This window comes from Exiguobacterium sp. s59 (assembly GCF_018617475.1).
GTDB lineage: Bacteria > Bacillota > Bacilli > Exiguobacteriales > Exiguobacteriaceae > Exiguobacterium > Exiguobacterium aestuarii.
In genome coordinates, this window is sequence record NZ_JACSKG010000004.1 from 38250 (window position 1) to 54458 (window position 16209).

At 46.4% G+C, this 16209-nt stretch carries 15 protein-coding genes; 11 read left to right on the forward strand and 4 right to left on the reverse strand.

The genetic code is table 11. The annotated features are described in order from the left end of the window. Positions 1-39: 39 nt before the first annotated feature. The 3 genes from KNO91_RS08355 to KNO91_RS08365 all read right to left on the reverse strand — a co-directional run bounded on the left by KNO91_RS08355 (position 40) and on the right by KNO91_RS08365 (position 2742). Entirely contained in the window at positions 40-1359 is a 1320-nt protein-coding gene (locus tag KNO91_RS08355) for a Na+/H+ antiporter family protein (protein WP_214817480.1), read from the reverse strand. A 142-nt stretch (positions 1360-1501) separates the two neighbouring features. Then, a complete protein-coding gene (locus tag KNO91_RS08360; protein ID WP_214795291.1) occupies positions 1502-2215 on the reverse strand; it encodes a YebC/PmpR family DNA-binding transcriptional regulator in 714 nt (237 codons plus the stop codon). An 80-nt stretch (positions 2216-2295) separates the two neighbouring features. Beyond that, positions 2296-2742, reverse strand: a complete 447-nt coding sequence (locus KNO91_RS08365) for a MarR family winged helix-turn-helix transcriptional regulator (protein WP_031423822.1) — start codon at positions 2740-2742, stop codon at positions 2296-2298. Positions 2743-3131: 389 nt separating this feature from the next. Here KNO91_RS08365 and adhE point away from each other — a divergent pair, with 389 nt between their 5' ends. The 11 genes from adhE (at position 3132) to KNO91_RS08420 (ending at position 15470) form a co-directional block, all read left to right on the forward strand. Continuing rightward, a complete protein-coding gene (adhE, locus tag KNO91_RS08370) occupies positions 3132-5723 on the forward strand; it encodes a bifunctional acetaldehyde-CoA/alcohol dehydrogenase (protein ID WP_214795289.1) in 2592 nt (863 codons plus the stop codon). A gap of 184 nt (positions 5724-5907) precedes the next feature. Next, entirely contained in the window at positions 5908-7092 is a 1185-nt protein-coding gene (locus KNO91_RS08375; protein ID WP_214795287.1) for a zinc-binding metallopeptidase family protein, read from the forward strand. 87 nt (positions 7093-7179) lie between these two features. Further along, complete coding sequence (locus KNO91_RS08380; protein WP_214795285.1) at positions 7180-8094, forward strand: alpha/beta hydrolase; 915 nt, start codon at positions 7180-7182, stop codon at positions 8092-8094. A gap of 136 nt (positions 8095-8230) precedes the next feature. Beyond that, on the forward strand, positions 8231-8974 hold the full coding sequence (locus KNO91_RS08385; RefSeq protein ID WP_214795283.1) for a DeoR/GlpR family DNA-binding transcription regulator: 744 nt from the start codon (positions 8231-8233) through the stop codon (positions 8972-8974). Then, entirely contained in the window at positions 8971-9900 is a 930-nt protein-coding gene (gene pfkB / locus KNO91_RS08390) for a 1-phosphofructokinase (protein WP_214817483.1), read from the forward strand. Before KNO91_RS08385 ends, pfkB begins: the two co-directional genes overlap by 4 nt. Then, positions 9897-11804 (forward strand): PTS fructose transporter subunit IIABC, encoded by a 1908-nt coding sequence (locus KNO91_RS08395; RefSeq protein ID WP_214817486.1) that lies wholly within the window; start codon positions 9897-9899, stop codon positions 11802-11804. The genes pfkB and KNO91_RS08395 overlap by 4 nt, the downstream gene beginning before the upstream one ends. Positions 11805-11945: 141 nt before the next feature. Then, a complete protein-coding gene (locus tag KNO91_RS08400) occupies positions 11946-12467 on the forward strand; it encodes a GNAT family N-acetyltransferase (protein WP_214788312.1) in 522 nt (173 codons plus the stop codon). A gap of 315 nt (positions 12468-12782) precedes the next feature. Next, positions 12783-13403: a hypothetical protein gene (locus KNO91_RS08405; RefSeq protein WP_214795277.1), complete on the forward strand. Its 621-nt coding sequence runs from the start codon at positions 12783-12785 to the stop codon at positions 13401-13403. Positions 13404-13488: 85 nt separating this feature from the next. Continuing rightward, positions 13489-14226 carry a UMP kinase gene (pyrH, locus tag KNO91_RS08410; RefSeq protein ID WP_214795275.1) on the forward strand — a complete coding sequence of 246 codons (738 nt, stop codon included), beginning with the start codon at positions 13489-13491 and terminating at the stop codon, positions 14224-14226. Between the two features lie 9 nt (positions 14227-14235). Continuing rightward, the gene (locus tag KNO91_RS08415; protein ID WP_214795273.1) at positions 14236-14883 is read left to right on the forward strand and encodes an alpha/beta family hydrolase; all 648 of its coding nucleotides are present in this window, start codon (positions 14236-14238) and stop codon (positions 14881-14883) included. 59 nt (positions 14884-14942) lie between these two features. Further along, positions 14943-15470: a GNAT family N-acetyltransferase gene (locus KNO91_RS08420; RefSeq protein WP_214795271.1), complete on the forward strand. Its 528-nt coding sequence runs from the start codon at positions 14943-14945 to the stop codon at positions 15468-15470. Between the two features lie 61 nt (positions 15471-15531). Here KNO91_RS08420 and KNO91_RS08425 read toward each other — a convergent pair whose 3' ends face one another. After that, a complete protein-coding gene (locus tag KNO91_RS08425) occupies positions 15532-16167 on the reverse strand; it encodes a peroxiredoxin-like family protein (RefSeq protein ID WP_214795269.1) in 636 nt (211 codons plus the stop codon). Between the last annotated feature and the right edge of the window lie 42 nt (positions 16168-16209).

The following is a 16209-nucleotide window of genomic DNA, read 5'->3' on the forward strand; positions in this document are numbered from 1 at the left end:
ATTTTATTAGGGACCATTTATTCACGACGGAAAAAATGATCAAAGTACCATCGCGGCAATCACACCGAAGATGATGAGTGGAATGTTGTAGTGTAAGAACGTTGGCCAAACAGTTTCGCGAAGGTGATCGTGTTGACCGTCAGCGTTCAATCCACTCGTAGGACCGAGTGTCGAGTCACTCGCAGGACTTCCGGCGTCACCAAGAGCACCTGCAGTCCCGATGATAGCAATCGTCGCCTCGACAGAGAAGCCGTACTGTACACAAAGCGGTACGAAGATCGCCGCAATGATTGGAACGGTTGAGAAACTCGACCCGATTCCAAGTGTGATGACGAGTCCGACGAGTAACATGACGAGAGCTGCAATCATTTTAGAATCACCCATCAAATTGCTCGCGCCATTGACAAGCGGATCGATTGCGCCTGTTTCACGAATGACGGCTGCAAATCCACTAGCGGCAATCATGACGAAACCGATAAATGCCATCATGCGCATCCCGCTCGTGAAAATGTCATCGGCTTCTGACCATGGGATGAGGCGAAAGATGGAAAGCAAGATCAATCCTGTCACCGCCGATGCAATCATCGACTCCGTCTGCAATTGGACGATGAGGACGATTAGAACAACGACGAGCGTCATAATCATCTTGAAACCACTCATTTGACGAACTTCATAATCAGTTGGTCCTAGTGCGATTGTTTCGTACGAACGCGGTTTCCGGTAGTGAATGAACGCGGCAATCAAACCGACGACCATCCCTAACGCTGGGATTCCCATAATCGAGACGATGTTGACGTCTCCGACAGCCAAACCGTTCGCTTCGACGTTTGCAATCAAAATTTCGTTCAAGTAAATCCCGCCGAACCCGACAGGTAGCAACATATAAGGTGTCACGAGACCGAACGTCAAGATGGTTGCGACGAGACGGCGATCTAATTTCAATTCATTGAATAAGACGAGTAACGGCGGAATCACGATCGGAATAAAGGCGATGTGAATCGGAAGCACGTTCTGTGAGCTGATTGACAACAATAAGAGAAGCGACAATAAGAACGCTTTGACATAACTCACGCGTTTGCCTGATACGTCACGACCTGACATCGCGATCAACTTCTCAGCTAAGACGTCCGGTAGACCCGTCTTCGATAATCCGACGGCAAATGCACCGAGAAGTGCGTAACTAAGGGCGATGCTCGCTCCGCCGCCAAGACCGTCGCTGAAAGCGGTCAACGTATCGTTAAACCCAAGCCCTCCAACAAGCCCTCCGACTAGCGCAGCTAATATTAAGGACAATACAATGTGCACACGACTGATGGCGAGTGCAAACAAGACGATAACAGCAAGTAGTACTGCGTTCATATTGATCCAACACCTTTCACATTTTCTTTCTCTTGGTATCACTTTAATATGATAAAGACTTTTTGAAATTTAACATATGACGTGACCCTTGTCAAATCGAATATGAAAAAAGCGATAACTCGTGAAAGTTATCGCTGGCATGTTACATGTCGACGTTGTGATAGACTTGGCGCACATCTTCCAAGTCTTCGAGAACATCGATTAATTTTTCAAACTGTTCTTTCGATTCGTCATCGAGCGATACCTCATTTTGTGGAAGCATCGTCAACTCCGCTACGGCAAACTCTTCAACCCCAGCAGCCTTGAACGCAGTCTGAACAGCATGGAACGCTTCTGGCTCGGCATAGACGATGACCGTCTCGTCTTCCTCGATGACGTCACGGACGTCAAGGTCGTGTTCCATCATCAGTTCAAGGACGTCATCTGCCGACATTTGGTTCACACCGATGACTGCTGTCGCATCAAACATGTACGCGACCGAACCGCTGACGCCCATGTTTCCTCCGTTTTTACCGAATGCGGCACGGACTTCAGATGCTGTACGGTTCACGTTATTAGTCAACGTATCGACGATGACCATCGCACCGTTCGGTCCGAATCCTTCATAACGAAGTTCATCGAAGTTTTCCTCGTCGCCACCTTTTGCCTTATCGATGGCGCGATCGATGATTGCACGAGGCACGTTATACGTTTTCGCACGCTCCACAACGAACTTTAATGACTGGTTCAACTCAGGATCAGGTTCCCCTTGACGGGCGGCCACATAAATCTCGCGACCGAACTTCGCATAGACGCGACTCGTGTTAGCGTCCTTCGACGCCTTCTTCTCTTTAATGTTGTTCCATTTACGACCCATTACATGTCATCTCTCTTTCCATTTGTACGTAGATTCATTACAGATTATATAAGAAGTTGCGTGAATTGACGAGAGAAGTTTTACTCGTCACCTTTATCCATCTTCTCAACAATCTCGGTGAGCGTCTTCAGACTGTCAATGAGTCGATCGGTTTCATCTTCATTTAGAAAGGCGAGACGTTCCTCGAAGAGTCTGCGGAACGAGTCTCTCCGTTCGAGTAAAATACGTTCACCTTTCTCTGTCAACTGATTCCAAATGACCCGACGATCCCGTTCGTCCGGTACGCGTGTGATATAGCCCTCATTCAATAGTTTCGTGATGAGCGGGGTGACGTTCGGCGGTGCGATGGAGAGTGTCTCGCTAATTCGACCGTTCGTGACAGCCCCCTCGTCCTCAATCAACATCAATAGATGGAAATGAGAGAAGTTCAAGTTCGGGATTTGTGGAAAATCAGATCGACGTAGCAGTTTACGACGAATTAAAGGGATCAGTTTGACGAACTGGTCCGCTGCATCTTGTTTCGGCATAGTAGATTCACTTCCTAGTTAGGTTCTACTTTCATTATACACGAGTTAGGTGCAGTTGAACCTAAAAACGGGTTGATGTGACGATTGATACAGCATAGAAGAGATACAACAGACACAATTAATGTAAGCGTTTACATGGATAGTGACTTACATTTTCATGAAAACGCATTCGATTTTACTGAGGACGCATATAAAAATCAAGAGCTATCAACAAAAGGCGAAAAAATATTGTGAAAGAGTTCACAATGTTGTCACCCACAAAATCTGAAAAACATTGTATTCTATGAATGTGAAGGAAAGCACAATCTCTTGAAAGCAGTCATCACATTGTGTCTTCCATCAAGTCAATATGTTCATTAAAAGCTCTCAATTATGAGGAGGAACCTAACATGGCAGTCAAAGAGAAAGCAAAAGTAGAAACTACGGCAGAACAAATGGTGGATACGCTCGTAGCGGGTGCACACGTCGCACTCGATACGTTGATGACGTTCGACCAAGAGAAAATCGATCATATCGTACAAGCGATGGCGCTCGCTGGACTTGAGCAACACGTCGCACTTGCGAAATTAGCACATACAGAAACAGGTCGCGGTGTCTTTGAAGACAAAATGATCAAAAACATCTTTGCGACAGAATATATTTACAACTCACTCCGTGGAGAAAAAACGGTTGGCGTCCTTGAAGACGATGTTCAAAACGGAATCACGTACATCGCGGAACCAGTCGGTGTCGTCGCTGGGGTCACACCGGTCACAAACCCTACATCGACCACGATGTTCAAAGCAATCATCGCCATCAAGACACGTAACCCAATTATCTTCGCCTTCCACCCATCGGCTCAACAATGCTCAAGTGAAGCTGCACGTGTCCTTCGTGACGCAGCGGTAGCGGCAGGTGCTCCTGAAAACTTGATCCAATGGGTTGAAGTTCCATCGCTCGACGCTACAAAAGCACTCATGAACCACCCTGGTGTGGCAATGGTTCTTGCGACTGGTGGGGCAGCGATGGTCAAATCCGCTTACTCGACTGGTAAACCAGCACTCGGTGTCGGACCTGGTAACGTACCGGCCTATATCGACAAGACTGCGAAAGTGAAACGTGCCATCTCTGACGTCATCCTTTCAAAAACGTTCGACAACGGTATGATTTGTGCGTCGGAACAAGCGATCATCGTCGACCAGGAAGTATACGAAGAAGTGAAGGCCGAAATGACGGCACTTGGTTGCTACTTCTGCTCACCTGAAGAAAAAGCAAAACTTGAAACACTCGTAATCCGCACGGACACATGCGCGGTTAACCCGGAAATCGTAGGGAAGCCAGCAGCGTGGATCGCTGAAAAAGCAGGACTCAAAGTACCAGCTGATACGAAAATCTTGATTGCTGAACTTGAAACGGTCGGCGCAACTGAACTTCTTTCTCATGAGAAATTGAGCCCGGTTCTCGGTGCTTATAAAGTACAATCGCGTGAAGAAGGATTCGCCATCGCTGAAAAAATGCTCGAAATCGGTGGTCTTGGTCATACAGCGGTCATCCACTCAACAGATGACGATGCGATCCTCGAATTCGGTCTTCGCATGAAAGCTTGCCGCATCATCGTCAACTCACCTTCAGCACATGGTGGAATCGGTGACCTTTATAACGAAATGACCCCATCACTCACGCTCGGTTGTGGGTCTTACGGTAAGAACTCCGTCTCAGAAAACGTGACGGCGAAACATCTACTCAACGTGAAAAAGGTGGCGAGACGTCGCGTGAATATGCAATGGTTCAAAGTACCTGAAAAAATCTATTTCGAGAAAAACTCAGTACAGTACCTTCAATCACTCACATCGAAAAAACGGGCGATGATCGTCACTGATGAAATGATGGTCAAACTCGGATTCGCTGACAAAGTTATCAAAAACTTGCCTGCAGGCGTCGAGTATCGCATCTTTGACCAAGTCGAACCAGACCCATCTGTTGAGACGGTCATGAACGGTGCCGAAGCGATGCGTCACTTCCAGCCAGACATGATTATCGCACTTGGTGGAGGTTCACCGATGGATGCTGCGAAAGGGATGTGGCTCTTCTACGAACGTCCAGAAGAGAAATTCTCAAACCTTCGTCAGAAATTCATGGATATTCGTAAACGGACTTACAAGTTCCCGACACTCGGTAACAAATCAATGTTCATTGCAATCCCGACAACTTCTGGTACAGGATCTGAAGTGACACCATTCACCGTCATCACAGACAAAAAACGTAACGTGAAATATCCGATTGCTGACTACGCGATCACACCAGACGTTGCAATCGTCGACCCTGAGTTCGTCATGACCGTACCAGCATCGATTACGGCTGACACAGGAATGGACGTCATGACACACGCAATCGAAGCATACGTTTCAGTCATGGCGAACGATTACACGGACGGCCTTTGCCTCCGCGCCATCAAGATGATTTTCGACTACCTACCAAAAGCGTATGAAAACGGTAGCGACGCGGAAGCACGTCAGAAAGTGCATAACGCTTCAACGATGGCTGGAATGGCATTCGCGAACGCTTTCCTCGGTATCAACCACTCGATCGCTCACAAAATCGGTGGAGAGTTCCACGTACCACACGGTCGTACGAATGCAATTCTTATGCCACACGTCATCCGTTACAACGCTACACGCCCATCAAAACTTGCGGCGTTCCCGAAATATGAGTCATTTATCGCAGACGAGCGTTACGCAGAAATCGCACGTTACCTCGGACTTCCAGCAAGCACGACAGCTGAAGGTGTCGAGTCACTCGTCCAAGCGATTATCGAGCTCGGTCAACGGTTGAACATCAAACTATCGTTCAAAGCGCAAGGCATCAAGAAAGCAGAACTCGATGCGAAGATTGACAAAATGGCAGTCGACGCTTTCGAAGATCAATGTACGACGGCGAATCCGAAAATGCCGCTCGTCGAAGAATTAAAAGAGATTATGTACGCAGCGTACGAAGGTGTATAAGTAAAGAATCGATCAAAGTGCCCGTTCGAGAGAGCGGGCACTTTTTTATTGTTTCCTAAATACAAAAATAAATCCCAAAATTATATTGAAATTGATGAAAAATTAAATAGTCACAATATAAATAGCAATTTATAATAAAACTTGGCATACATAGCTAATTACCTTATAGAGTGGAGAATTTAGAATGTTATTAATCATCGGTCTGCTACGCTCGGTAGCGACAGTATTCCTCTTTTTCAACCCGATTCATCCGACGCCGATTGAGACGGCTGAATATTTTTCGTCAATCGACCGAAGTGCAGACAGTTGGGAAAGTGCCGACTTTTTTGAAACATTAGGAACCGATTTACAGGTTGAAATGGATCGAATCGTTCACTACACAGAGCGAACGACTTATTGGTCCGAACTCCTGATTGAGGGCGAGACGTTTGAAGGGTATTCGAACATGTTGTTTGAAAAACCGTTTAAAGGTAAAGTTTTACATATGCAATGGGGACAAAACATTCCCGACGTTAAAGGAAGAGTGATCGTATTACCGACGACCGAGTTTTCCTACGAAAACGGAGAAGATGCGTACACGATCGACTACGCTGGAGAGATTTTGAATGACCGAGAAGCGAACGCTTATTTGTCATTACTTGCTTCAAAAGGGGCTGCTGGATACATCATCACACCGTATGAAAATAACTCATCTGATATGGGTTATTTGATTACATCATCCTATTTACCACTAGACGGTACAGGGATAGACTCGGAAACGGCAGAACAGCTGAAGGATGATCAAACCGTAAGGGTCAAGCCCTACCACGAAGAAATCCCATATGTCGAATTTGTTCAAACGGGTAAGTCAGACAAGGAAATCATCATCATGTCACGACTTGATTCAACATGGCACGGCGCACATTATTTATCTACGGTCGGTCCCTCAACTGTTTTATACCACCTGATGCAGGTGATGAATGCTGAGTTGCCTGAGCACACGATTCGATATGTCTTTTTGAACGGGAATGGTAACTCGAAAGAAGCGAGTGACGATTATCTTGAACGTCTGACGAATCGAACAGAGAAAATCGATGCGGTCGTCATGCTCGATATTCTTGGAACAGGGGACGGTCCCTTGTTCGTTCGGACGAAAGGAATGAAATCTTATTCTCTGCTTGAGGAGGAGCCGTTTGAAGAATTAGAAGTTCGCTCGTTAGCGAGTTCCCCTGGCGATGCATATGATGAAGCGAAACTCACATATCTCACGTTAAGTGACTCACTTGAAGGGAGTTGGCATGTGCTGACGGAGAAAGATTCCTTTGAACGCCTTTCAGAAGAAGGAATATCCAATGCTGTCGATTTTCTTCACGCTTGGCTGACAAATTAATTACACACATAATGTCGCTGTCCGATGAGACAGCGACATATTTTTTTGGTGGCCGGTTTCGGGTATGATAGAAGTGGAGGCGATACGATGAAACAAGAGATGACGATTACGACAGCATATGGAACGATTGCAGGAACTTTTCTTTCACATGAGGAGCCTCGGGCGACCATTGTCATGTTGAGCGGGAGCGGACCGAGTGACCGTGACGGAAATATGGGTGGCGTCGGTTTTAATACGTACGCCAAGTTAGCTGAGGCACTATACGATCATGGTTACAACGTGTTCCGATACGATAAGCAAGGAATCGGGAAGTCGGATGGTGACTTTAATAAGGTCGGTCTACATGATTTGATTAACGATGCGATTCTTGTGGTGCGAACGATTCGGCAACTAGCGGACGTGAACCATCTCTATATACTTGGCCACAGCGAGGGAGCAGTCCTCGCACCTGCCGTTCAGCTTGAAACGAAAGCGGATGGACTCATTTTATTATCAGGATTCCATGAGTCATCGAAACAGATGTTTTTGTATCAAGCAGACGCCTTAGCAAAGGATGTCGAACGGGTCAAAGGATTGAAAGGCATGTTTTACCGAGTGACAGGTGTGGCGAAAAAAGTAAGGCAACGACAGGATGATTTGCTCGAGCGATCTTTACGTACGAACGTATCCGCATTTAAATATCGGGGACAAGTCGTGAACGCGAAATGGATTCGCGAACATGCCTCGTATGACGTACGAGAGCGGTTAGAACATGTCACAGTTCCGGTCCTTGCGATTACAGGGGGACGTGACGTTCAAGTCCCACCGGAACACGTCCATATGATTCAGACGAAAGGGGAAGTTACGTCCTCTATCATCGATGACATGAATCACCTTCTCGTGGAGCGAGATTCGCCGCATTCTCTTCTGACGCTTCATAAAGAATACCGCGAGGCGATTGATGAACCAATTCATCCAAAACTCGTGCAAGAAGTGGTGGAGTGGTTAAGAAAACAGTCATAAACACAAAAAACGGTCATTTATTGACCGTTTTTTGTGTTATAATTGTGACAGATTGAATGTATCTGAATGTTTTTGAATGATTTTTAGTTGTTTTTATAATGAAAACGCTTTATATTAGACGTATGGAGGGAACAAGATGTTAACGAAACAACGACATCAGTTGATTTTACAACGCTTATCTGAGCAGAAAGTCGTCAAATTGAAAGAGTTGGTTGATTTGACGGATTCATCCGAGTCGACGATTCGCCGTGATTTGACGGACCTCGAAGCGGAAGGATATCTGGTAAGGGTGCACGGTGGAGCGACACTCATCGCGACTCCTGACGAAGAACCGACATTTGAAGAGAAACGAGATCGTTTCGTCGATGAAAAAGTTGCGATTGCACGGAAGGCCGCAACATTCATCGAAGACGGCATGTCGATCTACTTAGATGCCGGTACAACGACGCAGGCAATGGTTCCGTTTTTAGAAGGAAAGAAAATTGTCGTCGTCACAAACAGTCTACCGATAGCGAATGAATTATTTGATCTTGATATTAAGACGTTTGTGATTGGCGGAGAATTGAAACGGTCGACTCAGGCGCTCGTCGGATACAACGCGCGTGAGAGCATGATGAACTATCGAGTTGACCTCGCTTTCCTCGGAATGAACGGAATCGACCTTGACGCAGGCTACACGACACCAGACCCAGAAGAAGCGCTTGTCAAAAAGACGGCAATTGAATTAGCACAGACGTCATACGTGCTCGCGGACGCATCGAAAATCGGGAAACGAACGTTCAGCCGAGTCGCCACGTTAGACGCTGCGCAATTGATCACATCAAGCGATGCATCAATGAGTTCCATCCAAACAATAACAAAGGTGGTGAATGCGAAATGATTTACACGTTAACACTCAACCCTTCTATTGATTACTATGTGACATTACCAGAAGTAAATTTAGGAGAAGTGAACCGAATCGAAGAAACAACCGAACGAGCAGGTGGAAAAGGGATCAACGTTTCGATCGTGCTTCGAGAATATGAAAAAGAAACGAAAGCTCTTGGCTTTATCGGTGGAACGACAGGTGACTTCATCAAAAAGTCGCTCGTCGACCATGGCGTACACACGGACTTCGTTGAAGTGAATGGAAATACCCGAATCAACGTCAAGATTCGTGCAAAAGAAGAGACCGAATTGAACGCGAGCGGACCGAACATCACGGATGGTGAACTCGAACAATTAAAAGCCAAGTTCGACCAAGTCGATGAAGGTGACATCGTCGTTCTTGCAGGGAGTATCCCAAGCAATTTACCAGACTCGTTATACCGGACAATCGCTGAATCTATTCGTGAAAAAGGTGCCGACTTCGTCGTCGATACGACGAAAGATGCCATGCTTGAAGTCCTTTCGCTCGAACCGTTGATGATCAAACCGAACCATCACGAGTTAGGCGAACTGTTCGATACAGAGATCGAGACGTTTGAGGACGCTCTTCCTTATGCGGAGCAGCTCGTCGAACGTGGCGCGAAAAACGTCATCATTTCATTTGCAGGTGATGGAGCACTACTCGTCAACAAAGACGGCGCGGTTACGGCGAACACACCGGTCGGGAAACTCGTCAACTCAGTCGGTGCCGGAGACTCACTCGTTGCCGGATTTGTCGCAAACGTCAAAGAAAAAGGCGAACAGGAGGCGTTCCGCTACGCTGTCACAACAGGTAGTTCGTCCGCATATACGTTTGGTCTTTGTTCAAAACAAGATATTGACCGATTGATCGATCAAGTACAACTCACACCACTCAAACGAATGGAGGAAACAACATGAAAATCACGGACTTGCTCCAACGCGATACGATTCAATTGAATCTTCGCGCCAGCTCTAAGCGTGAGGTCATCGAAGAACTCGTCGATGTCCTAGACCGTGCCGGCAAACTATCTGACCGTAACGGATATCGTGACGCCATCTTAAAACGTGAAAGCGAGAGCACGACAGGACTTGGAGAAGGGATTGCCATCCCCCACGCGAAAACGAGCGCCGTCAAAACACCAGCCATCGCTTTCGGTCGTTCAGAAGGCCTCGATTATGAAGCGTTAGACGGTCAACCAAGTCGTCTCTTCTTCATGATTGCAGCTGGGGAGAACGCAAATAACGAACACCTTGAAACGCTCTCTAAATTATCGGTCTACTTGATGGACCCAGCATTCCAAGAGCGCCTTTATGCAGCAACTTCTGAAAGCGATGTCATCCGTGCCATCGAGGAGAAGGAAGCTGCTGAAGAGAAGGCAGAAGTCGTCAAACCTACGAATGAAGATGCACCGTTCATCTTAGCAGTCACGGCTTGTCCGACAGGAATCGCCCATACGTATATGGCAGCGGACAGCTTGAAACAAAAGGCGGAAGCGATGGGCGTCGATATTAAAGTCGAAACGAACGGTTCTACTGGAGTGAAAAACGAACTTACACGTGCAGATATCGATCGTGCAACAGCAATCATCGTCGCAGCAGATAAAGCCGTAGAAATGGATCGTTTCGCTGGAAAGCGTGTCATTGAAGTACCGGTCGCGCAAGGAATCCGTAAACCAGAAGAACTCATCAATCGCGCCGTCAATCAAGATGCGCCGGTATATGAAGCTTCAAAAACATCTGGTGCACCGAAAGAACAACGTACAGGTATCTACAAGCACTTGATGAGCGGTGTATCTGCAATGCTCCCACTCGTTGTGGCTGGTGGTCTCTTGATCGCGATCAGCTTCTTCTGGGGCATCAACTCGGCGAACCCGGATGACCCGTCTTACAATGAATTTGCCGCCCAGTTAATGACAATCGGTGGAGCTGCCTTCGGTTTCCTCGTTCCGATTCTCGCTGGTTTCATCGCCATGTCGATTGCCGATCGTCCAGGTCTCGCGCCAGGTCTCGTCGCAGGGGTACTTGCAAGTCAAGGGAACGCCGGATTCCTCGGTGGTCTCATCGCCGGTTTCTTGGCAGGTTATGTTGTTCTCTTCTTGAAAAAGGCGCTTGCGAAGTTGCCAGCTTCACTTGAAGGAATCAAGCCGGTCCTCTTATATCCGTTACTCGGATCGTTCATTTCAGGTATGGTCATGTTGCTCGTCGTCAATGAACCGATTGCAGCACTGATGACATGGTTGATGGATACGTTGAACAGCATGAGCGGCGCAAACGCCATCCTTCTTGGTGTCATCGTCGGTGGTATGATGGCAGTCGACATGGGTGGTCCGATCAACAAGACGGCATACGTGTTCGGTACGGCAGCCCTCACAGCTGGAAACCAAGAAGTCATGGCAGCCGTCATGGCGGGTGGAATGGTGCCACCAATTCTTGTCGCACTCGCATCGACTGTATTCGCTCGTCAGAAATTCTCGAAACAAGAGCGTGAAGCAGGTAAGACTGCCTATATCATGGGAGCCTCATTCATCACCGAAGCGGCCATCCCGTTCGCAGCAGCGGATCCGATTCGCGTCTTACCATCTGCAATCCTCGGCTCTGCAATCGCAGGTGGATTGTCAGCATTCTTCACGATTCAATTGCCAGCCCCACACGGCGGAATCTTCGTCTTCCCACTTCTTGAAGGAGCTGGAAATGTCGCGATGAGCATGGGACTCTATGCCCTTGCCATCTTGACAGGTGCCCTCGTCGGTGCATTGCTCCTCTCATTCTTGAAGAAGCCGTTAACGTCGTCTACACCGGTCCAATCAAAAGAAGTCGCATAACGCTTGAAGAGCCGTTGCCTCGGTCGAGGTGACGGCTCTTTTTTGTGGTAGAAGAACGACGAAAATTCACATAATCTCGGATTGCAAGTTGGGGATTTGTGGTAAACTATTTGTAAAGCTTCGGGTTAGGAGGGGGTCACATTGGACATTCGGGTCGCCAAACCAGATGATGTGTATGGGATTGCGAGAGTGCGTGTGAACGGATGGCGAACGACCTATCGGGGGATCGTGCCGACTGAATATTTGCTAAAAGTATCGTCCGGTTCCATCGAATGGGCAGAACGGTTGCGGACAGCGCTTCGTCAACAGGAAGTAGCCGGCTTTGTGGCGACTGTGGATGATGAGATTGTAGGCTTCGTCCTTTACGGAGAAGAGCGTACGGGTGAGTACCCGGACCACACGAACGAAGTGTATGCCATTTATATTTTGGAGAATCATCAAGGGAACGGAATCGGGTCCGCTCTCCTTGAGCACGCCGTACAGTCGATGTGCGAGGCGGGACTTTTGATTTGGGCGCTTGAGATGAATCCGTTCCGCACATTTTATGAGCGGAAACAAGGGCAAGTCATCGACCAAAAGGATCGGGAGTTTGGTGAATTGTTACTCCGCGAAGTGGCGTATGGTTGGGAAACGACCCGTCATGATTCGATTATGGGTGCCTAAGCTTAGAGACTGTAGAATGTTCTACGGTCTTTTTTTGTGCCGATCTGAGCTTTTTTATCTATAGCGATTCATTCTGCCTTTGAGCTACAATCATAAACATACATGAAATAAATTCACCGTTTCATCTTCTATGTTCAATAAATCATAGTAATGTGCGTCTAGTTATAATTTGGGAACTCATATTGCTACTTCATGTGTGGTGACAAAATGGTATTCAAATCACCTAGTTAAATTAGGGGGAAGTAGTGAAAATTTGTTTTTTAAGGGTAAGAGAAAATGATAAATTTTGATCAAGAAATCCAAAAGATACAAACTATGGCACAATCGCCAAAGAAGCTATTCCTTGCAATCCGTGCCGCCAGAGAATTAGTCCGAGAGTACCCAGACGAATTCATCGCCTGGACGACTCTCATTAGCGCTGAAATGGATACGCCGGAAGAAGACTATGAGAGTGCCTCTAAACACTTATTCGAAGCATTTGATAAGTTTCCGGAGCATTCGATTTTCTTCGCCCTCGGCGTATATCTTGAATCAACTTTCGTCTATCCAGTATTAGACGAAGCAAAGATTGAAGAGATCAAGTCGATGCTGAATAAAATGGATGCTAAGTCAAAAGGGATCCTCTACTATTCAATGGCCAATCTACATGAATTCGAACATCCAGAACAGTATGAATCGTATCTGTTAAAAGCGATAACGGAGTACCCAGAATTTCCTCGTTACTATCTTTGTCTTGGACGGTACTATATCTCAAACGATAATATTGAAAAGGGAAAACTGTACGTAAGAGAAGGTTTGCTAAGAGTAAAAGAGTGTCTTAATGAATCATCACTCCATGACTTTGAAATTTCTCTATATTCGTTCATTGATGAAGAAATCGGTGGACTTTATATGTTCGAGGAGTCTTATCAGGAATATAAAGAAATGTGCTCATGAATCAATTAAAAATAGTGTTGTTCCATTATTTAAACTCTTCTATACTGAATTGAACAAAAAATTCCAAATGAAGGGTTGGGGAAAGATGGAACATCGGAAAATCTGTATTAAGTTAAGTGGAGCCGCTCTAGCTGGTGATGGAACGGATAATTTTGATGAAATGAGTCTCAGCCTGATTGCAGAGGAAATATTGTCACTCGCAAAGAGTGGGGTTGAAGTTTGCGTCATGGTCGGCGGGGGCAACCTCTTCCGAGGGAATCAAGCAGAAGCGTGGGGCATCAATCGCGTCGAGGCAGATCATATCGGCACTCTCGGTACCGTCATGAATTCATTGATGTTGCGGGGCATCTTGAAACGAGACGTCGATCAAGAAGTTCGCGTCATGACGTCAATCCCGATGCCGAGCGTTGCCGAGCCATACATTCAACTTCGTGCCATCAATCATTTGAAAAAAGGATATATCGTCATTTTCGCAGGCGGTAACGGTCAACCGTTCGTTTCTTCAGACTATCCGGCCGTTCAGCGTGCAATCGAAGTGGGGTGTGATGCCTTATTCGTCGCAAAAAACGGTGTTTCTGGCGTATTTGATCGAGACCCACAATTGGATGCAGCGGCTCGTCAATATGAAACCCTTCACTATAACGACGTCATCTCTCATGATTTGAAAGTGATGGACCAATCAGCGTTACTACTCGCAAGGGATCACGGATTGCCGATTCACTTGTTCGATTTCAAGGAGCGGAATGCGATTCAACGAATCCTTCAAGGAGAGACGATTGGGACGATGATTCACCACCATGACACGCAACTTTTGCAGAAATGAGGGAACGATATGTATGAAGAAAAAGAGGGTCGAGTCATCGGCACAAACGGAATACCTGTCTCGTATTCATTTCTCCAGTCTAATTCGTCATCCGACACCCTCGTGATCTTGTTGCCGGGATACGGATATACGAATGATTCCCCGATGTTTCGCTATACGACAGCGCTTTGTTTAGAGAATGGATTGAACGTCCTTGAGGTCAACTACAACTATCGGGATGAGCGATATGAATCAGTCGATGTATCAGTGGCGATTGTTAACGATGTTCGGCTCGTCATCGATCAACTGCTACAATCCCATTCCTTTAATAAATACATAATCATCGGAAAATCGCTCGGTACGATTGCGATGACGAGTGAACGTGGCCGTCATGTGTTTCGCGACGCCGAACTGGTCTGGTTGACACCGTTGTTGAAACGAAATGACGTATACGAAGCGATCTTGTCTCATGAGGGAAAACAGCTCGTTCTCATGGGTACGGAAGACCAACACTACATACTTGAACGAATCAAGAATCTTGAGCATGAGGCATTGACTGAACTCGAGATTGTCGAACAGATGAACCATAGTCTCGAGTACACAGGAGACACATACCGGTCACTACGCTTACTCGAAACACTTCTCAAACGCGTTGAGGAATTTGTCGTTATACCATAAAGTTATTAGGTTGTGAGTATTCTTACGATACTCACGACGATTTGCAAGGGGGAATCGATATGGAATTTACCACTGAACGTCTAGAAATCAGACCATTCAAGAAGGACGATCTGTATGCTACATTTGATATTTATAAAAATCCTGACGTGTGTAGATATCTCTTACATGACCCTTGGACATCTGAGAATATGAATGAAGCGTTTGCTAAAAAATTGACCAATTCTACCCTTACCGAAACAAGTCCATTGAATTTGGCGGTTGTCCTTCAAGATGAAGTGATCGGGGATCTCACAGTTTGGTATACGGGGATAAAAGAAACTGTCGAGATTGGCTATTGCTTCGCTGATTCTCACTCTGGGAAAGGGTTCGCTACTGAAGCAGTTAGAGGATTGGTCAAAGAGTTGTTTAACGAGTTCAACATACATCGAATACAAGCCAATCTTGATGCAAGGAATGTCGCTTCCCAAACATTATGCGAGCGAATTGGAATGAGAAAAGAAGCTCATTTCTTGAAGGACTATTGGAATAAAAATGAATGGACCGATAGCATGGTGTATGGAATATTGCATGAGGAATTCAAGAAGTGATAAGACAATCAGTAAAAAATGGTACAAGAAAAGGAGATGACAACGTCACCTCCTTTTTCATTTATAATTGTTCAACGACCGTTTTCGGGTCGACACGTTCTGTATAGTCAGCGGGCACATCACTGAATGAAATCGTACCATCCGGTTGGATGATAAACGTCGCTGGCTTCGGAAGCTGCCAGTCCTCATTGCCGTTATGTGCATCGACGTGGAGACCAGATGCTTCATAAATCTCAATCAAATAATCCGGCATATCAAAAACGAGGTCAAATTGACGTGCGACTTGATTATCCACGTCGCTCAACACGTAAAAGTCGAGCTCGTTCTTCTCTTTCGTAGATAGTGAGTAATCAGGTGTCTCTGGGCTGATCGCCACGAGTGTGGCACCCTTTTCCTCAATTTTGACTAATTCACGCTGATACGCTCGAAGTTCGAGGTTGCAGTATGGGCACCATCCACCACGATAAAACGTGACGATGACAGGTCCTTTCTCGAGAAGTGCCTTCAAGCCGACGTTTGTCCCGTCTGCATGAGGCAATTCAAACATCGGTGCTCGATCGCCGACGGTTAGTCCCGATGCAATCCCTGAATCTTTCAATTCTTGCGTCGCTTGTGCCATCAATCGCTGCTTTTCGGCCGGTGCTTTTTGCTTGAATTGATCTTTGTACGCTTTAATTTCTTCCAATAATGTATTCATGCTTTTGCCCCCTTTTCCGATATGTTAACTGAATAAAATACA